Below are 17,687 nucleotides of genomic sequence, written 5' to 3'. Positions count from 1 at the left end.
ATGGTATCTCCTCCCGATATCATGTTCCCGCGTAGGCAACTCGCATAACCTCTGACACTGTTGTAAGACCGTTATATGCCTTAGAAATACCATCCTCCCGCATTGATATCATACCTTCTTTCGCGGCAAGCGTTGCTAACATGTCATTGGATACTTGCCGGTTAATAGCCTCGCGCACTGCTGAGCCGACAGACATTACCTCATGGATGGCCATACGTCCAAAATAGCCGGTATGACTGCAACATGAGCAGCCAGCGCCCCGATATAAGACAATTTCCCGCCCGGAATCACTTCCCAGAAACTGCCACTCCGGTGAACCAACCTCAGGCACATATTGTTGCTTGCACTCCGGGCATATCACCCGTACCAGCCGTTGAGCAACAATTCCAAGCACCGAAGAGGCTACCAGAAAGGGCTCAATACCCATATCAATTAGCCTGGTAATTGCCCCAGGCGCATCATTGGTATGCAGTGTGCTAAATACCAAGTGGCCAGTAAGCGCCGCACGAATGGCAATATCGGCTGTCTCGGCATCCCGTATCTCACCAACCATCACTACATTGGGATCTTGACGCAAAATAGAGCGCAAGCCATTGGCAAAATTCAGGCCAGCCTTATGATTTATCTGCACCTGATTGACACCGTCCAACCGATATTCAACCGGTTCTTCAACAGTAATAACATTTTTGCTTGGCGTACTAATTTCGGTCAGTGTTGAATATAAGGTTGTGGTTTTGCCCGATCCGGTGGGCCCGGTTACGAGGATCATGCCATAGGATTGGGAATACAACTTACGATACCGTGTTAAATTTTGAGGAGCAAAGCCTAATCCCTTAATATCACAAATGATCGAGTTTTTATCAAGTATCCGCAAAACAATTTTTTCACCGGTTATAGTTGGCAAGGTAGACACCCTAAGATCAATATCCCGGCCAAATTCCTGAACCTTTATCCGCCCATCCTGCGGCAGCCGCTTTTCGGCAATATCCAGTTCACTCATAATTTTAATCCGGGAAATGATGGCCGCATGGGTATGGCGTGGAAAAGTAACAACTTCTCTTAGCACACCATCAACTCTGAACCGGACTCTAAGCAACTTCTCCTGTGGCTCAATGTGAATATCGCTGGCACGTTCTTTAATGGCTTGACTGATGATGGAGTTAACAATACTTACTATTGGTGCATCATCTGTCAGTTGAACTTCAGCAATCCTGTCGGATTCATCTGCCTTCAGCTTATTAACAGCCTTCTCAACTAAGTCCTGCACACCATAAGACTGATTAATAGCCCTCATAATTTCACGCTCGGCGGCAATTACTGGCTCAACTTCGCAACCGGAGGCCATCCGCACATCATCAATAGCAAAAAAGTTTGTGGGATCAGCCATGGCTAGTGTTAATTTACGCCCCTCTTTTTTGATAGGAATAACCTTGTAGCGTTCAGCCAGGGAAACAGGTATCGTTGCAGCAATTTCGTGCGCGACATCCATAGCCACCATATTAACATATGGCACACCAAGCTGGAATTCCAGTACTTCAATCATATTGGCTTCCGTAATATAGCCTAAATTGATAAGTACCTTTTCCAGTCGTTCACCGGTCTTTTTTTGAACCCTTACTGCCTGCTCCAATTGCTCCGGTCTGAGATAGTTAGCTTCAATTAGCAAGTCCCCCAGGTGTTTACGGCTATTTACCATGCTGTTGTCTCCACTTCTATCCAGGGAAAGTTACCTTTCCATCTGGAAAAAAAGCAACCGGCATAGCAAAACAGAACCTGTTTTGCGGATGGTCGGTTGCTTTTACTTATTCTGCCTGGACTAAGTGCCCTACTATAAACCCAAGCTTCATCGCCACATATTTACCAATTTTTACAATTATTGTTTTATATTGACTATATTCGCAGTCCAAACAAAAATTCCTGCTATACTACGCAGATTTTTTTAATAAAATTCAAATAAATTTCTATTAATTTTTATTAATAGCTTCTAACCCTGCTAGCAGCGCCTGTCGCATTACCTGCGTGTCTGCCTTGCAGCCTGTCCACAACTCAAATGCCAGTGCTCCCTGCTCAATCAACATACCTGCCCCGCCAACTACCGTATGTCCCCGGCGAGTACCCTCAGCTATAAAACCAGTTATCGGCGGATTATACACTAAATCAGAGATTGCCACTGACTGTTGCAGAAGATCCCAATGAACTGATGGTTGACTGGCAATAGCCGGATACATGCCCAAGGGGGTTGCATTGACCACAAGATTGGTCTGAGACAATGCTGCAGCAAATGCATTACTATCCCAAGCGACACCATTTACAGGTACAGTTCCAGCAAATAACTGCGCAATGCCATCAGCCTTGCTTTGGTCACGAGCCCCAATAGTTACTGAGGCAATATTGGCACTGGCCAGTCCAGCAATTACCGCCCGTGCAGCACCCCCTGCTCCGAAAATAACGGCAGATTTACCAGCTACAGCAATGCCTGCTTGCTCAAGGGAACGGATATAGCCGTCAGCATCGGTGTTATAACCAATTAAGCGTTCTTCTTTAACTACTATGGTATTAACCGCTCCGACCAACTTAGCACTGGTATCAACTTCATCCAAATAATCCATTATAGTAACTTTGTGGGGAATAGTCACATTCACACCGACAAACCCCAGCGCCTTAATCCCCGCCACCGCTTGTGGCAATAAATCTGGTGGCGTAGACAACGGCAAATATACGTAATCCAAACCACTAACAGCAAAGGCGGCGTTGTGCATGGCCGGTGATAATGAATGACCAAGTGGCCAGCCTAGCAATCCTACTTTTTTGGTTTTGGCAGTTATATGCATACTCATTACTCCTTCGGTTTCAAGGCTATACTTATACGCAACTTTACTTTTCTATAGTCGCCCAGTCACTTTTAATATGTGTACAGCCAGCTTTTCCAGTTGGCGGGTAACTTTTGTGCCAATAAATTCCTTAGTAGTCAATGGTTTAACCCAAATAGTAACCATGCCGAGCCGATTACCACCTAATATGTCTGTAAAAAGTTGATCCCCGACAACGGCAACTGTTTCCGGGCGTAATCCCATAGTCTGAGCCGCTTGACGAAAGCCGCTGCGCAATGGTTTTAGCGCCCGGGCCACAAAGGGAACGTCGCATTGTTCCGCTATTTTTCTCACTCGCCTTTTGCCATTATTGGACACGAAACACAGTTTGAAATCCTGGGCAGCCAATTGATTCAGCCATGCCAATACTTCCGGACAGATATCCGGGCTGTTCCAGGGAATTATGGTATTATCCATATCAAATGCTATACCGCGAATACCACGTTGCTTCAATTCAGTAAGCTTGATATCATACAACGTATTTACCACCATACAAGGCACTAATAATTTGAGCAATTTTCCCTCCCACTTCACTTTGTGTCAATTAATAAAAATTATAGCATGATGATAAAAAAAACAAAAGAAAAAAGCCGTAGCCCGAAGGCAAGACGGCTAACTATCCTATCAATATATTGATCAAATTATTAAACTGCTTTGTGGCCCATAGCTGTAAGGCATTCTTTACAAACATTTTTGCCCTTGAATTGTATTACCTCATTAACACCTTCGCAGAATACACAAGCAGGCTCATGTTTCCGCAAAACGATTCGGTCATTTTCGGTATATATCTCAAGGCCATCTTTTTGTTCGATGCCAAAGATACGACGCAATTCAATAGGTAGTACTACTCGACCAAGCTCATCCACTCTTCTAACAATTCCAGTTGCTTTCATTTTGCATTTCTCCCGTTCTGCCATATTCGACAAAATATTACAAGTTAAATATACCAATTTATATAATACTTGTCAATCATCTTTTTTCAGGATCATGCACAAAATAAGAAGCAAAAACCGCCCACCTGAAGGCAGACGGCAAACTTCCCTATTCAACTACGTTCCATTACAACAATTACTTTAATTCGCCACTGCCCATTAACATGTTCAACGTATTCTGCCGTGGCAAAATACTCTAAGACCTGATTCAAAGCTTCTTTGGCGGCAACTAATTGTAATCCTCTGGACGGTGTTGTATTAGGATCATCAATTTGCTTGACAATACTATTATACTCATTAATGGTATTCAACAGGGCTGTTTTGAGTTTCCGTTCCATGGTGACCTTCCTCCCAGCCATCTTTTTGCTATTACTTGGGGTTCATTCTTTTTTCCAGGTTATTTTATAACTTAAAATACAGGTATAAGAAAAGCGCCCGAGGGACGCTAAAACAGTATAATTATTTTGGAACCTACTTGGGAGTGCAGCTCTTTTTCTAACAAACTCTTAAACGATATTTTTGGCTTTCTCCTTGGAAAATATGCAGTTTCAGTATATTGGTCTTGTATATTCGCTTTTTGGCTTGGTAAAATAGGGACAACCTTAGTAATTTTCAAGATAATCACCATCCATGCTTTTACAGATATATTCTCCAATTGGGAAAAAACACCTTTAAAATGCGGAGCTGTATAAAAAAAATGATGCGCTTCTCAATATTCGGGATATTTATATTCTACTAAATTTGGTATTTAATCGCAATAAGGAGGTGCCTGGAAAAAAATAGCCGCCAACATTATCGTCGGCGGTATTAGCTATCTACTTCCAAACCCAAAACCCATGTTTTGTTCGCTTAACTTCTTCAGGATGGTTTCCGAGAATCTTAAAATATTCACGTCTGTTTATGCGCGTCATAGTCATCCTCCTTTATTGAGTCTCTATGACAGCATGTGTTTGTATTCGTTAAAATATTCGAACCACCTAATAAATGATGGCTGGTTAGCAGGAAATTAATTCCTGCCTTATCCAGGCGTGAAAATAGCCAGTCGCCCTTCAACCCACTATTTTCTGATGTATAGAAATACTCACAAGGGAACACTAAACTAGGAGGTGTAAATTTATGCGTAAAAAATCTCAAATGGAATCATTTGCAAGTGAATATGCCATGAGTGCTGGCGACAACGGGTTATCGCGCAAGGAAATCAATAAATCCATTGTTTCTGAAGCTATGACCAATGAGCATAAACACAGAGAAGCGTTGGAAGAGTTTTTAAAAGATGAGGCGGCAGACTAGCCGCCCCTTTTTCTGTTTTTTTATACCGCATTAACCTACAGCTCTATTTAGGTGTAGTATCACTTGCAGACAATGTCTTCCCTAGCTTGGTAATAGCGTGTTTTTCTATTCTACTAACATAGCTGCGAGAAATTCCTAAAATTTTGGCAATATCACGCTGGGTTTTTCGTCTGCCGTCAGGCAAACCAAAACGCATTTCAAGCACCCATTTTCCCGGGCTGTCAGACGGTGGATTTCACGGGTCAATCTTTCCTGCTCACATAGACCTTCTACCGCTTCACCCACAATATCAGGAGCTGTGCCCCATACGTCAACACTCATAACAGCTCCAAGAAGCTTAGGCTCAGAAAGCTCATAGCATATATGTTCTTTCTGCAAATACGATGCTAAGTATTCCAACCATTACGATTGTTACCATACTTACCTAGGATTAACTCTCGAATACGGCAAGTTCGCTCCATCAAACTTCCCTTCCTTTTTCATTATTTTACTGTTATGTATCATTCATTCCGAAGGGGTATGTATTCAATTCCAAACCATTGAGCCTTATCATCCCATTTTAATCGGTATTGCCAGAATGTAGGCACAAGAGGCGGCACCATACCTTTACGTCCGCAATTTAACACTATAGTATCATCTTCTACAGCAATTTTTGCGCCAACAGTTGGTCCCGTAACAGAATCTTTGATAGTAGGATGAAGATTTTCAAAATGATTTCTGCTTACATAAGTTATGTATTTTCCGTCAGACGTTTTACCTATAATAGCAAAGTCTGAATATCCATCTGTTCCTCCGCATCCTATAACATAGAATACCTCGCCTTTATTGCCTGCTATTTCAAAAATTTCATAAAAAGCACTCCTATGACGACCCTCCCTAAGAGAAACGGTATTATTTATATTCTTAGTGTCACCAAATCTGTCTTGACCATAAAAATTTACATACAAACGAACAACCTTGTCTTTGCCAAAATCATAATATTTATCTTTTAGCGATGTGGGCAAAGCAGATTGCGAACCATAACGCACAAGGTCTTTAGTATATACACTGCCAATTTCTACCGGCTGTGATAAGGTGATCGCAAAGCATGAGGCAGAACTGCTAAAAAGCAAAATAATAAATAGAATTATCATTTTTTTACTCATAAGGCATCCCTTCCTTGTGTATATTCTTTATGGATATTTTTCCTATTTATAATTGGGAATATTTTCCTAAAGCCGACAATGAAAACACTAGTAGCCAAATCAGTTTTTACCCGGAATCCCTCCCCAAAACTGCAATGTATCCTCAAACGATACAGGCGACAGAATATTCCCCCGGGAGTCAATTAAGAAACCTTGTTATCTTTTACTGCAATAAAATCGCCTCCCAGGATATAGACAGAGTGACGGTGGCACACCACCGTCACCTCGTTTCCCTAGATTTAGATTTTGTCATAAAATGAATCACCATAACCGGCTTTTTCACCATAGAAACGTAAATTATACGCCAAGTAAAAGGCTATTTCGCCAGCTGGCATGGAAATTCCTGTCTCTGCATAACTTCCTCGTGGTTTCAGGAGGCGCCAATCATAATCTGAATCTCCTTCAGCAGGAACATACATTTCTCGAACATTATATTTATATAGGAAATAATGGGTTTTCACATCTGATATTTTAGTCTTTCCCATATCAGCATCAGGCACTCTTACGATGTTAACAGCAATAATATAAATCGGCGGCGTATATTGTTTCACGTTCAAAGAACTACGATCAACATAATACCCCGTTCCCTTATTTCCATCGCACAAGATGTAATTTGAATCTCCATTCAAATGCGCTGGATAGGCAAATGCTGCGGAAGCTAACATCATCATGATTACTCCCACAAAGGTAGATACTATTTTTCTCATAACTAATCTCCAGCAGTTAAAGGCCGTTCTGCCACTTGACCTAATTTACTATCTTCCTTTGCGATGGTTTTATTGAAGATTAACAAATTCTTCATGAAAAAAGGCTTAACCGAACTGGTATTTATCATCGACATTGATGCAGGTATATACAAATTACGGCAGTTAACTGATACATGAAATAGCAGCTAACAATTGTATTTCACCATTTACCCCAATAACATCTTGAGTTGCCTCGCTCTCTCAAGACTCTGCTTGGCGAGCGCATGGTTCGGATCGATCCGTAGCGCCGCTTCAAAATCCGTGATTGCTCGGTTGTAATCGCGATTGGCAGCATACGCACCACCACGGCCACAATACATAGTAGCATCATTGGGCGTCAGTTTGATTGCTTGATCATAATCCGCTATTGCCTGGTTGTAATCGCGCTTACGATGATATGCAAGGGCACGTATGGAATACATAAGAGCAACCTTAGTAGCATCATTTGGATTCAGCCTTGTAATAGCCTCAGTGGAATCCGCGATGGCGCGGTCATGGTCGCCCTTGTCAGCATACAAAGCGCTACGCATTGCGTATGACTCACCATCACTGGGTTTCAGCCTTATCACCTCGTTAACATCCGCAATGGCGCGATCATAGTCGCCCTTGCGACGATAGTCACTAGCGCGGTTAACATACGCACCATCATCATTGGGATTCAGCCTTATAGCCTCGGTAGAATCCGCGATAGATCGGTCATAGTCGCCTTTGCCAGCATATGCAACACCACGGGTACGATAAGCAATTCCAAGTTTTGGATTAAGCTGAAGTGCATGGTTCGCATCGGCAAGTGCCTGATCATAATCGCCTTTGCCATTGTTAGCTCTGGAACGGTAAAGATAGGCTTCGGTGTAATTGGGGTCGAGCTTTATAGCCTCTGTTAATTCCCGAATGGTAGCATTCCATTCTTTTCTATCAAAGAACATTTTGCCTCTATCAAAATAGGCCTCAGATTCCGTTTTTCTCTTTTCTTCTTTAGTGGCTTCTTGGTTTTTTTGCTTTTCTTGTTTAGCCAACTCATCTACTCTCTTTTGTTCTAGTCTAGCTGCCTTTTCTTCGGGGGACAGTTTATCCCATTCAGCTTGCCCCAGCATCATCGATGCTGACATCGCTACAAAAAATGTTACACAACATATACCCATTTTTATTGCCCACGGTTTTTTAGGATTTTTTTTAAATAAAGCAAATAACCACCTTCCAAAGTATATTACTCCAGCCAAAAACGCCAAAAACGCAATTATAGCAAAAAAATGACTCATAATGTACCCCTCTCTATTTTATTATTTTAAACAACTCAATTTTCCCAGGGAAAAATTTGAACTAAGACGTTAAGGCATGTAAGATTGCCAACAGAAAAAATAAGGATTACCTGCCTAATCGGGCCTGCGAAAATTGAGTAAATAACGTGAGTTTGAAGTTTTTTATAGCAACTAATCCGGCAAAACCAAGGTTTTACAGGGTTTTGTTTTGTAAACAACCTTGATTGCTAAATATATATCTTACCTATATATTTAAGCATAAAGCGATTCTCAAAGACAGTGCTGGTAGCACTGTCTTTGCTTTGCGCCGTTAGAGACGCCGTTCAATAGATGTTGTACTAGAAAACAGCAATAACCATAATAGAAGATAAAGAACAGCACCAAAGACTTTTACTATGATAAACTTTGACCTTAGTAACGGCAGTTTTTCCCGAAGCCGCAGGAAGTTTGTAATCAGTATGTAGGGAGGAACAAATAAGATGACCCAGCACCCAAGCACAGCAAGTGACTTCACTATATTTCCATGTAAATTCCACTCTGAGCAAACAGAGGCAGTCATAAATACAGCGATGATTATATAGGCACCTAACGCTATTTCCTTTTTCCACCATGTTCCTGTACGAAATCCTGGTATGTGCTCTATTAACCCTGTTACCTCGTGCACTCCAAGCTGACGTTCTAACTCCTGTACACTCTGATACCGCTTTTTCGGGTCGAGTTCAATACATTTTTGTATTATTTTTCCATATCGCCCTTTGTAAGAGAAGTTGATTTCATTAGGTTTATAGCCGGTGATAAGTTCATGAAAAAGGATACCCATGGCGTATACATCAGTTCGGGGGTCTGACGACGCAAAACCATATTGTTCAGGAGCGGCATAATTGGGCGTTCCAACAAGCTGCGTATCTCTTTGTTTGTTAGGCGTAAACTCTTTCGAGGCATCAAAATCAATGAGTTTTATAACGCCATCAGACGAAAGCATGATATTGTCCGGTTTAATGTCCCTGTGAATGATACTTGGACTCTGCTCATGGAGCAGCCTTACCGCTTCGCATAACTGTCTGATCCAATGTACCGCTTTTTCCTCCTGTATCGGCCCCTTGGCAAGAATCTCCGCTAACGTTTCGCCGTTGATGTATTCTTCATAGGTATAGCAATTAGATGTGGTTTCTTCCAGACCCATGACCTGAACCAAGTTTTTATGTCTTACGTGAACCAACTGCTTATACAATTCCTTATTTATTCCGCTGATTATTTTTCGAACAATCAGTTTTTTCGTTTCGTTATGGCACATAAGGGTTACATTTTCATTCCCGCTTAAATCAGTCAGGCTATCATATTCCTGCGGGTCAAAATCTTCAGCAAAGTATTGCATTCCAAACACCTCAATATTACAATAGAGAAAAATATTGGGGGTCGCAGAATGGAAATATCCACCGGTGCATTAATAAAAATCCTGAAAAACGCGAAGGACCTCAAAATCTTTCTGCAAGAAAACGAATCATCTATTACCGATCCTACATTACGGGAATATTTAGAAAAATTATTGTCATTAAAAGGATTAAAAAGGCAGGATGTAATCAAAAGTGCCAATCTTGACAGCAACTACATAAACCAACTTTTCAGTGGAATCAAAACGAAACCGGGCAGAAATCAAACATTGTCTTTAGCATTTGGCTTCGGGCTGAATAACGAGGAAACTGCTAGACTGCTCAAATTTGCCGAGGTAGGCGCACTATATCCCAAAAACAAACGCGATGCCATTATTATCCACTCCCTTGAAACTGGGAAGTCTATTACGCAAGCGAATGAAATTTTGAGTTCCCTCGATCTTGGCACCTTATCAGATCACAGAAAATAGTTTATGATATTTTTTTAGTTTAGGAAAATCCTTCAGAAACAATATATTATATATCTAAACAGCAGGTAAATGACCGTAAAATCATGCCAGATTATCCATTCTCCAAATTAATCTATATTCCTGTAAAATTCGCTAATTTTTTCTATTGCTAAATATAGAATATGCACTGGTGTAACTAAAATAGGTGTCAAGAGAACGGCAGACCGTGTGAAAACGATACCCTTAATTCACACTACAAGTTATTTCAGTCCCATTGTGCGATCCATATACAAAAAAAGAGAACTTGTCTTTTTGATATAGCAAGTTCTCCTTTTTTATTAATTTTCTTAAAATTTCTTCCGAACATAGTCTTGTCATAGTTCGGCTAAGGTTATAGAAAAGTAATTTCTGAAGCTATGACCAATGAGCATAAACACAGAGAAGCGTTGGAAGAGTTTTTAAAAGATGAGGCAGCAGACTAGCCGCCTCTTTTTCTGTTTTTTATACCGCATTAGCCTACAGCTCTATTTAGGTGTAGTATCACTTGCAGACAGTGTCTTCCCTAGCTTGGTAATAGCGTGTTTTTCTATTCTACTAACATAGCTGCGAGAAATCCCTAAAATTTTGGCAATATCGCGCTGGGTTTTTCGTCTGCCGTCAGGCAAACCAAAACGCATTTCAAGCACCCATTTTTCCCGGGCTGTCAGACGGTGGATTTCACGAGTCAATCTTTCCTGCTCACATAAACTTTCTACCGCTTCACCCACAATATCAGGAGCTGTGCCCAATACGTCAATTAAAGTTATCTCATTGCCTTCTTTGTCGACCCCAATCGGATCATACAAACTAACTTCTGTGCGAATGCGCCGGGTGCTTCTCAGGTGCATGAGTATTTCGTTCTCAATGCAGCGGGCAGCATAGGTGGCCAGCCTAATTTTTTTGGCCGGATCGAAGGTATTAATCGCCTTAATAAGACCAATGGTGCCAATGGAGATTAGATCATCAACGTCTTCACCTGTATTATCAAATTTTTTAACAATATGGGCTACCAGTCTCAGGTTACGTTCAATTAATACACTACGGGCACCTTCATCCCCGCCTTTTAGCCGTTGCAAATAGACACGTTCGTCTTTCTCTGACAACGGTAAAGGAAACGTATTATTGGCTATGTAGGAAACAAGCAGGGTGATGCCTTTGATTATCGATGTTGCTAATACCGTTAAAAACGAAATAGCCATTCAGTCATTCACCCCCGAAAAGTCTGTCGATAAAGCTTATGGGGCAGACAAGGTGAATGTGCCTGGCAACAAAAAATATTTATTACTCTACCTTGCACAAAGGCCGTAAGTAGCCTATAATCCAAATAAGAAGTAGTTGCTATTCAAGGAGGTATGGCTTGATGGAACGTTATATTGCCGATATTGGCATATTCTTTGCCAGCACATTGGTAGCACTATACATGCTGTGGGACAGATTGTTTCCGGAAGAATAGCACAACTAAGAACGAGATTGCTTTTTAGGCAATCTCGTTCTTTTATCTTCACGTTATCTTAGTAAGCGAGTCAAGACTCCCACCTCTACAGGCGGCGTTAATTCAGGTGGAGTAGACTCTCCACCTGAATCCCCAATGTTTCAGCTATGCTGAAACGAGTTCACTTAGCAACTGATTGTGTACAAGCGGGCATGTTCTCCGCAACTACCGTATGAATGGCCTCACTAATGGCTTCGCCGATAACTTTACTGAGTTTCATCACTTTAGCTAAAGACGTGCTTTGCAGATCCAGATAGCCAATCTGACTTTGGGCATTGACTACACCGATAACTGAGATATCACCGATAGTAGGCAATCTGTTGCCTACTGCAATCCCTGCGGCCAACCCCCCCTGCCAGATTTCAATATTACCGACTTGATAACTTTTGCCAAGACAAGCATCAATGGCAATAATAAGTGGATGATGATGCTGGTGAGTTATCCGATTTATCGTCTCTACAAAGTTACCTGCATGAACAGGCTGTTCTAGTGTGCCATACACATTACATTCGGTTTTTCCCTCAAGGTGGGTACCAACTAACGGCCCTAAAGCATCGCCCGTATAACGATCAGAACCAATACAGAGCGCCACAAGTGGTCGCAACCCGATCCCTTCCTGACGTTTTAAAAGTAGTATCAAATGTTCGTATAATTTGTTCCGGATATCGATGTCATGTAGATTAACAGTAAGCCTATTAAGGGCATTTTTTGCCATGCTCTCTCTCCTCTTAGCTATCTCGTTAATCTATATGCACCTTTTATCCAGTATATGTTTGGTATTCGTTATCCAATCAACGGCAATTCCTGGTATTCAGGCATTTTCACAGCCTGAGCCAGTGCCTTGGTAACAAAAGCAACATGTTCTTTAAAGTCAACATTCATAGCTTCAGCACTTGTTGTCAGGGTTTCACGATTAACAGCACGAGCAAAAGCTTTATCTTTGAATTTCTTTATAACTGATTTTACCTCTAAATTGTCCAGACTCTTATCAGGACGCACCAGAGCGCAGGCAATAATAAACCCAGTCAGTTCATCCACTGCTAATAATGTTTTTTGCAACAGTGTACGCTCTGGCTGCCAATCACGAGCATGAGCCTCCACATCAGTAGCAAACTGACTGTCATAGCCAGCGGCAATAAGAATTTCTCGGCCATGGTTCGGATGATCTTCAGGATATTTTTCAAAATCAACATCATGAAGCAGGCCTACTGCCCCCCAATATTCAACATCTTGTCCAAATTTTTCGGCATAAGCGCGCATGGCAATCTCAACTGCCAGGCAGTGTTTTAAAAGTACTTCGCTTTGAACATGTTTACATAATAGTTTCCAAGCACCTGATCTACTATAGTCCATTGTAAGCCTCCTGGTTGTATGTCATATAATTTACGGGTTTATACGCAGTTCAAGTTCATCAAGCCGGACTGCCTGAGCATATAAGCCCCCTTTGTCAATAAGTTCCTGATGAGTACCCATTTCCGCCACCTTGCCCCCCGCCAAATACACTACCCTGTCTGAAGCCATAATTGTCGACATACGGTGGGTAATAATAAAGACTGTCCGTCCCGTGCTGGCTTGCCGAATGGCTGACATAACCTGTTTTTCGGTATGAGCATCAAGGGCAGCAGTCGGTTCGTCAAAAAGCAATATGGCAGGTTTCATAATTATTGCTCTGGCAATAGCAATCCGCTGTCGCTGACCACCAGACAGATTTCCGCCCAATTCTCCTACTATCGTATCATAGCCTTGTGGCAAGGCCATAATAAAGTCGTAAGCATTGGATAATCTAACTGCTTGCTCAATCTGGCTTATGGTTGCATTAGGCCTGCCATAGCGAAGGTTTTCCAGAATAGTGGTGTTAAATAGAACCGGTTCCTGCTGAATAAAGCCAATCTGCCGCCGCAAATCACTAATTTTAAGTTTTTTAATATTTATTCCGTCTAAATAAACAGCCCCTTTGTCAGGATCGTAAAAGCGTAAGAGTAAATTAGCAAATGAAGATTTACCTGCCCCGCTGGGACCAACAATAGCAATTACCTCTCCTGGCCTCGCAAGAATATTAATATCTTCCAGCACCAGCTTGCCAGTCTGATAAGCAAATGACACATCCTTAAACTCGACTAATCCCTCCGCCTTAGGAATTTGTAAATAACCATCAACCACCGACGGAGTTTGTTCGTTAAGCAAGCTGTTAATACGCCCCCAGGCTACCGCACCAAGTTTCAGACAAGTCAAAGCCTGACTGATTTTGCGTACTGGCATAGGTATATTGATAATATACACCAGAAAAGCAAACATCCCGCCAATACTCAGATCACCCTGAATAACCTCCCGCCCGCCATACCAGACGATAATAGTTAAACCGATAGCGGCAAGAAATTCTACCAATGACACCAAAATTGCACTTAATCGCTGAGCTTTTAGCAATTCGTTTGCTGCTTGCTGAATCTTGTCACTGAATTTTTTGTATTCATAACCTTCCCGGACATAACTTTGCACAACTATGATCGATATGAGCGATTGTTGAATAATGGCTGTGACTTTCGCCAACGTATGTTCAACAAGCACGCCTAATCGGCCAACTTTATTATTAAAAAAACCGATGGCAACGATGATAAATGGCAAAGTTGCAAAAGTCACCATCGCCAGTTCCCAATCAAAATAAATCATGATTGCCATGATAGCCAGTAGATTCAGCGACTCAACAATAGCGTCAGGAATACCTACCGTAACTGCCTGCTGAATAAATAATAGATCATTGGTAAATAGCGAAATAAGCTCACCTGACGGAGTCTTCATGAAATAGGCATAATCTAGTGACTGCAACTTACTGAACATATCCTGCCGCAGTTTAGCCAGCATCTTATTGCCAGCTTTGGCCATACTGCATCCATAAAAATAAGAAAATAAACCACGGATGAAGTATAGGATTATGATACCCGCAGTAATCAGATGCAAAAACGCAATATTGGCGCTGGTCAGTGCATCGTCAATCAGCAGCTTAACTATCAGCGGCGCCGCTAAGCCCGCTAAACTTGCAACAATAAAACACAGTACCGCTGTTAAAGCTAATAACCAATACGGTATTATAAACTTTCGCCAATAAAAACTAAACATAATAATATCTCCACTATAATAATGCTTGACTTTACACTTATATTGTCTCAGTTCCTATCGTTAAATACAAGTACCCAGGCAATAAAAAAGGAAGGCTTTCCTGCCTTCCTTTCTTACTTTACATCACCCGGCGAGCACCAATGTAGCGCGAACCCCAGTAACCACTATCTAGACTGTCAATTCTTACACCGCTACTAGACGTAGCACTGATAAATCTACTATCGCCAATATAGATGCCGACATGTGATGCTCCTGAAGTGTAAGTGCTAAAAAACACCAAGTCTCCAGGCTGAAGACGACCGTAAGATACATGCCGCCCAATTTCAAATTGTTCATCAGCCATTCGTGGCAAATAGATGCCGCTCTGAGCAAAAACATAGCGAGTAAAGCCCGAACAATCAAAACCATCAGGGCTTGTCCCACCAAATACATACGGTACACCTCTGTAACGCATGGAAGTCTGAATGATACGCCTTACCGAAGCAGTAGAGGAATCACGACTGGCTGGAATATCCCGTCCCATCAGAGCACGATAGGTTTGCGCTCCAATCACACCATCTGATTCAAGACCGCGCTCTTTTTGGAAAGCTTTAACAGCATTAAGCGTTGCGTTTCCAAAATCACCGTCCGCTGCACCGGCATTAAACCCCAGATTATTAAGCTGAGCTTGAATAGCGGCAACATCATCTCCCTGGTCGCCAGCCTCATATGTACCTGAAGCGTGGGCAAAAGCAGCTGTCCCCAAAAAGAGGCATAAAGCGACAATAAGCCTGAAAAACTTTTGCAAATGGTTTCTCCTCTCACTTGCCTCCGAGGTTAGCTGACGGGTTAGGGTTGCAGGCACCCTACTTGAAAAGCTGACGCTTGTCAAGTTTCACCCCCTTACTTGGTTCCCCCGTACCAGAGCTGGATTCGGCTTTCTATAATGCTCTAAAACTACTATTCGGCCTAGATTTAGAAATTCCTTCCCAAAAATCGTGTTTTTTTTTACATTTATTAGGTCAGCTTTCTTTTTCGCCAAATGTCGCCTGTTTATCTTTTGTCACTTGCTGGCCAAGCTCAGCCCGCAACCAGTAAAGAGGACGCTGCTTTACTTCTTCAAATATCCGGCCAACATACTCTCCAATAATACCAATTCCCGCCAATTGTAAGCCGCCTAAGAGCAAAATACTGGCAGTAATTGTCGCCCAACCAGGAACTGCTTCGGTGGTAAAGATTTTTATGTAGAGAACATGCAGGGTTAGGCCAATGCTTACAGATCCCAACAGAATCCCGATGTAAAATGCAAAACGAAGTGGTGTTTTAGAATAAGCAGTAATCCCATCAAGGGCAAAATGCAGCATTTTTTTTAAAGAGAACTTAGATTGACCGGCAAACCGTTTGGGAGCAATAAATTCGATGTTAGTTTGACGGTAGCCAATTGCACTAATCATACCACGAATAAATCTGGCTCGTTCCCGAAAACGTCGAAAACTGTCTACCACCTGCTTGTCTAATAATCTAAAATCAGAACCACCCTCGGCAACCTGGACATTCGATAAGGCATTCATCAACTTATAAAACATACCTGAGGTAAAATTTTTAAACCAAGATACGCCCTCGGTATTTATCCTGACTGTTTGGACAACCTGAAAGCCTTCCTCCCATTTACTAATTAACAACGGTACCATTTCCGGCGGATGCTGCATATCACCATCCATAGTGATTATCGCATCTCCCTGGGCATGATCCAAGCCACAGGTTAAGGCCACCTGATGACCAAAGTTACGAGCCATAATAAGCGCCCGTACCCGCTTATCACCAGTAGCTAACCGCTCCAAAATAAGCGGCGTGGCATCACTTGAGCCATCATCGACAAAAATAATTTCAAAACAATAGGCCAGTTGTTCCATATGTTTAACAACTTCACTATAGAAATTATCAATATTTTCCTGTTCGTTATATACTGGCACAACAATAGATATCAATGTATTGATTACACCCATCAACTATGCAAGCCTCCTTGTCACCACTATATTATTGCACTGCTGGCGTATGATTGCAAATACACACTATAAAAAGTAAGCATAAAACCTGCTTTGCAAATTACAAAGCAGGTTTTATGCTAAAACGACAAGCCTATCGGTATCACTAACTATCTTGACGTAAACTGACAGCGCCATGTAGGTATACATTCTTAATGTCTTGCTGTCTCAAATCAGTATTCCACAAAATCAGTACACGAATACAAAGTGCCGGCGCATCAGGGCACTCGATTTCTTGCGTCCCGAATAGCGGTACTTGAGTCCAACCAAACTTTCTTGCCCCGGCTGCCGGAAAGGCAGCGTTTAAGTCAGGAGTTGAGCTAAAGATTACGGCCCCAATGTCTTCGGTATTCAGCAAGTTTTCCCGTGAAATTGCCGCAAGCAGTTCGGCTACACATTCAAATATTTCTTCACGATTATTAGTTGTAACAGTTGTTGCACCACGAATACCGCGTAGTATAATCACCACTCCCCAAGAAAGAATTAAGTAAAAACCCTTATATAATATACGCGTAAATTAGCATTTTTCCTGCAAGCTTTGTACATTGTTTTGTTATTAATCCTGTTTTAGCGGTTTATTGCACCGGCAAGAACCACATACATGGCACCGCCACCAACCACATTCGGGGCAAACAGCATCTGACTGATTAAGTTCTATGTATTGTCTCTGCTCATACTCCCGCCAGCAAAAAATGGCTCCTGATACCTTTTTTAACTTCACTGCCCGGGTATCTACCCAAAGCTTCTGGTCAAAAACTGTTATTAATAGCTCATGACAGCTATTTTCCTGGTTATACCGGTAATCCTCGGCGGGAAATACCTCTGGTTCTTCATTCAGGGTAAGAATAACATACAGAACACGGTAATTCAAAGCCCCACCTCCCGCATTTGTAAATT

The 17,687-nt window shown here is 41.9% G+C and carries 22 protein-coding genes and 1 riboswitch; of the genes, 2 read left to right on the top strand and 20 right to left on the bottom strand.

Translation table 11 applies throughout. The annotated features are described in order from the left end of the window. Positions 1-19: 19 nt before the first annotated feature. From SALPA_RS21295 to SALPA_RS21275, 5 genes are all read right to left on the bottom strand, one after another. Positions 20-1,696 carry a GspE/PulE family protein gene (locus SALPA_RS21295; protein WP_145098666.1) on the bottom strand — a complete coding sequence of 559 codons (1,677 nt, stop codon included), beginning with the start codon at positions 1,694-1,696 and terminating at the stop codon, positions 20-22. A gap of 268 nt (positions 1,697-1,964) precedes the next feature. Then, positions 1,965-2,831 (bottom strand): shikimate dehydrogenase, encoded by an 867-nt coding sequence (locus SALPA_RS21290; RefSeq protein WP_145098663.1) that lies wholly within the window; start codon positions 2,829-2,831, stop codon positions 1,965-1,967. Positions 2,832-2,882: 51 nt separating this feature from the next. Next, positions 2,883-3,386 (bottom strand): YqeG family HAD IIIA-type phosphatase, encoded by a 504-nt coding sequence (locus SALPA_RS21285; RefSeq protein WP_145098660.1) that lies wholly within the window; start codon positions 3,384-3,386, stop codon positions 2,883-2,885. Positions 3,387-3,514: 128 nt separating this feature from the next. Next, the gene (locus tag SALPA_RS21280) at positions 3,515-3,763 is read right to left on the bottom strand and encodes an AbrB/MazE/SpoVT family DNA-binding domain-containing protein (RefSeq protein WP_145098657.1); all 249 of its coding nucleotides are present in this window, start codon (positions 3,761-3,763) and stop codon (positions 3,515-3,517) included. Between the two features lie 152 nt (positions 3,764-3,915). Then, the gene (locus tag SALPA_RS21275) at positions 3,916-4,140 is read right to left on the bottom strand and encodes a hypothetical protein (RefSeq protein ID WP_145098654.1); all 225 of its coding nucleotides are present in this window, start codon (positions 4,138-4,140) and stop codon (positions 3,916-3,918) included. A 778-nt stretch (positions 4,141-4,918) separates the two neighbouring features. Here SALPA_RS21275 and SALPA_RS29185 point away from each other — a divergent pair. Then, the gene (locus tag SALPA_RS29185; RefSeq protein ID WP_186451162.1) at positions 4,919-5,092 is read left to right on the top strand and encodes a hypothetical protein; all 174 of its coding nucleotides are present in this window, start codon (positions 4,919-4,921) and stop codon (positions 5,090-5,092) included. A 43-nt stretch (positions 5,093-5,135) separates the two neighbouring features. Here SALPA_RS29185 and SALPA_RS31640 read toward each other — a convergent pair whose 3' ends face one another. The 7 genes from SALPA_RS31640 to SALPA_RS21250 all read right to left on the bottom strand — a co-directional run bounded on the left by SALPA_RS31640 (position 5,136) and on the right by SALPA_RS21250 (position 9,656). Then, positions 5,136-5,288 carry a sigma factor-like helix-turn-helix DNA-binding protein gene (locus tag SALPA_RS31640; RefSeq protein WP_145098651.1) on the bottom strand — a complete coding sequence of 51 codons (153 nt, stop codon included), beginning with the start codon at positions 5,286-5,288 and terminating at the stop codon, positions 5,136-5,138. Next, a complete protein-coding gene (locus SALPA_RS31635; RefSeq protein ID WP_255451463.1) occupies positions 5,228-5,470 on the bottom strand; it encodes a hypothetical protein in 243 nt (80 codons plus the stop codon). Before SALPA_RS31635 ends, SALPA_RS31640 begins: the two co-directional genes overlap by 61 nt. Positions 5,471-5,592: 122 nt before the next feature. Beyond that, positions 5,593-6,237, bottom strand: coding sequence for a hypothetical protein (locus SALPA_RS21265; RefSeq protein ID WP_145098647.1), 645 nt, complete (start codon positions 6,235-6,237; stop codon positions 5,593-5,595). Positions 6,238-6,515: 278 nt separating this feature from the next. Beyond that, a complete protein-coding gene (locus tag SALPA_RS21260) occupies positions 6,516-6,983 on the bottom strand; it encodes a hypothetical protein (protein ID WP_145098644.1) in 468 nt (155 codons plus the stop codon). A 2-nt stretch (positions 6,984-6,985) separates the two neighbouring features. Then, a complete protein-coding gene (locus SALPA_RS31630; protein WP_255451291.1) occupies positions 6,986-7,111 on the bottom strand; it encodes a hypothetical protein in 126 nt (41 codons plus the stop codon). Positions 7,112-7,189: 78 nt separating this feature from the next. After that, on the bottom strand, positions 7,190-8,281 hold the full coding sequence (locus SALPA_RS21255) for a tetratricopeptide repeat protein (protein WP_145098641.1): 1,092 nt from the start codon (positions 8,279-8,281) through the stop codon (positions 7,190-7,192). 310 nt (positions 8,282-8,591) lie between these two features. Next, on the bottom strand, positions 8,592-9,656 hold the full coding sequence (locus SALPA_RS21250) for a serine/threonine-protein kinase (protein WP_145098638.1): 1,065 nt from the start codon (positions 9,654-9,656) through the stop codon (positions 8,592-8,594). 48 nt (positions 9,657-9,704) lie between these two features. Here SALPA_RS21250 and SALPA_RS21245 point away from each other — a divergent pair, with 48 nt between their 5' ends. Continuing rightward, the gene (locus SALPA_RS21245; RefSeq protein ID WP_145098635.1) at positions 9,705-10,142 is read left to right on the top strand and encodes a hypothetical protein; all 438 of its coding nucleotides are present in this window, start codon (positions 9,705-9,707) and stop codon (positions 10,140-10,142) included. Between the two features lie 503 nt (positions 10,143-10,645). Here SALPA_RS21245 and sigK read toward each other — a convergent pair. From sigK to SALPA_RS21205, 8 genes are all read right to left on the bottom strand, one after another. Continuing rightward, the gene (gene sigK / locus SALPA_RS21240; RefSeq protein WP_145098632.1) at positions 10,646-11,359 is read right to left on the bottom strand and encodes an RNA polymerase sporulation sigma factor SigK; all 714 of its coding nucleotides are present in this window, start codon (positions 11,357-11,359) and stop codon (positions 10,646-10,648) included. Between the two features lie 414 nt (positions 11,360-11,773). Further along, the gene (gene yyaC, locus SALPA_RS21235) at positions 11,774-12,367 is read right to left on the bottom strand and encodes a spore protease YyaC (protein WP_145098629.1); all 594 of its coding nucleotides are present in this window, start codon (positions 12,365-12,367) and stop codon (positions 11,774-11,776) included. Positions 12,368-12,435: 68 nt separating this feature from the next. Further along, positions 12,436-13,005: an HDIG domain-containing metalloprotein gene (locus tag SALPA_RS21230; RefSeq protein WP_145098626.1), complete on the bottom strand. Its 570-nt coding sequence runs from the start codon at positions 13,003-13,005 to the stop codon at positions 12,436-12,438. Positions 13,006-13,035: 30 nt separating this feature from the next. Further along, entirely contained in the window at positions 13,036-14,766 is a 1,731-nt protein-coding gene (locus SALPA_RS21225) for an ABC transporter ATP-binding protein (protein WP_145098623.1), read from the bottom strand. 118 nt (positions 14,767-14,884) lie between these two features. Beyond that, positions 14,885-15,553 (bottom strand): C40 family peptidase, encoded by a 669-nt coding sequence (locus SALPA_RS21220; RefSeq protein ID WP_145098620.1) that lies wholly within the window; start codon positions 15,551-15,553, stop codon positions 14,885-14,887. 3 nt (positions 15,554-15,556) lie between these two features. Continuing rightward, a riboswitch (cyclic di-AMP (ydaO/yuaA leader) is annotated at positions 15,557-15,694 on the bottom strand. A 73-nt stretch (positions 15,695-15,767) separates the two neighbouring features. After that, complete coding sequence (locus SALPA_RS21215) at positions 15,768-16,751, bottom strand: glycosyltransferase family 2 protein (RefSeq protein WP_145102166.1); 984 nt, start codon at positions 16,749-16,751, stop codon at positions 15,768-15,770. 145 nt (positions 16,752-16,896) lie between these two features. Beyond that, a complete protein-coding gene (gene aroH, locus SALPA_RS21210) occupies positions 16,897-17,256 on the bottom strand; it encodes a chorismate mutase (RefSeq protein WP_255451290.1) in 360 nt (119 codons plus the stop codon). A gap of 90 nt (positions 17,257-17,346) precedes the next feature. Continuing rightward, positions 17,347-17,661, bottom strand: a complete 315-nt coding sequence (locus SALPA_RS21205; protein WP_145098617.1) for a hypothetical protein — start codon at positions 17,659-17,661, stop codon at positions 17,347-17,349. Between the last annotated feature and the right edge of the window lie 26 nt (positions 17,662-17,687).

Source organism: Sporomusa sp. KB1, from assembly GCF_007830295.1.
GTDB lineage: Bacteria > Bacillota > Negativicutes > Sporomusales > Sporomusaceae > Sporomusa.
The sequence above is the reverse complement of the archived record's forward strand: the minus strand, read 5'-3'. Positions and strand labels throughout refer to the sequence as shown.

Coding starts and splice junctions, on each gene's coding strand:
- SALPA_RS21295 (WP_145098666.1), bottom strand. CDS start 1,696: ATGGTAAATAGCCGTAAACACCTGGGGGACTTGCTAATTGAAGCTAAC.
- SALPA_RS21290 (WP_145098663.1), bottom strand. CDS start 2,831: ATGCATATAACTGCCAAAACCAAAAAAGTAGGATTGCTAGGCTGGCCA.
- SALPA_RS21280 (WP_145098657.1), bottom strand. CDS start 3,763: ATGAAAGCAACTGGAATTGTTAGAAGAGTGGATGAGCTTGGTCGAGTA.
- SALPA_RS21275 (WP_145098654.1), bottom strand. CDS start 4,140: ATGGAACGGAAACTCAAAACAGCCCTGTTGAATACCATTAATGAGTAT.
- SALPA_RS29185 (WP_186451162.1), top strand. CDS start 4,919: ATGCGTAAAAAATCTCAAATGGAATCATTTGCAAGTGAATATGCCATG.
- SALPA_RS31640 (WP_145098651.1), bottom strand. CDS start 5,288: ATGCGTTTTGGTTTGCCTGACGGCAGACGAAAAACCCAGCGTGATATT.
- SALPA_RS21265 (WP_145098647.1), bottom strand. CDS start 6,237: ATGAGTAAAAAAATGATAATTCTATTTATTATTTTGCTTTTTAGCAGT.
- SALPA_RS21260 (WP_145098644.1), bottom strand. CDS start 6,983: ATGAGAAAAATAGTATCTACCTTTGTGGGAGTAATCATGATGATGTTA.
- SALPA_RS31630 (WP_255451291.1), bottom strand. CDS start 7,111: ATGATAAATACCAGTTCGGTTAAGCCTTTTTTCATGAAGAATTTGTTA.
- SALPA_RS21255 (WP_145098641.1), bottom strand. CDS start 8,281: ATGAGTCATTTTTTTGCTATAATTGCGTTTTTGGCGTTTTTGGCTGGA.
- SALPA_RS21250 (WP_145098638.1), bottom strand. CDS start 9,656: ATGCAATACTTTGCTGAAGATTTTGACCCGCAGGAATATGATAGCCTG.
- SALPA_RS21245 (WP_145098635.1), top strand. CDS start 9,705: ATGGAAATATCCACCGGTGCATTAATAAAAATCCTGAAAAACGCGAAG.
- sigK (WP_145098632.1), bottom strand. CDS start 11,359: ATGGCTATTTCGTTTTTAACGGTATTAGCAACATCGATAATCAAAGGC.
- yyaC (WP_145098629.1), bottom strand. CDS start 12,367: ATGGCAAAAAATGCCCTTAATAGGCTTACTGTTAATCTACATGACATC.
- SALPA_RS21230 (WP_145098626.1), bottom strand. CDS start 13,005: ATGGACTATAGTAGATCAGGTGCTTGGAAACTATTATGTAAACATGTT.
- SALPA_RS21225 (WP_145098623.1), bottom strand. CDS start 14,766: ATGTTTAGTTTTTATTGGCGAAAGTTTATAATACCGTATTGGTTATTA.
- SALPA_RS21215 (WP_145102166.1), bottom strand. CDS start 16,751: ATGGGTGTAATCAATACATTGATATCTATTGTTGTGCCAGTATATAAC.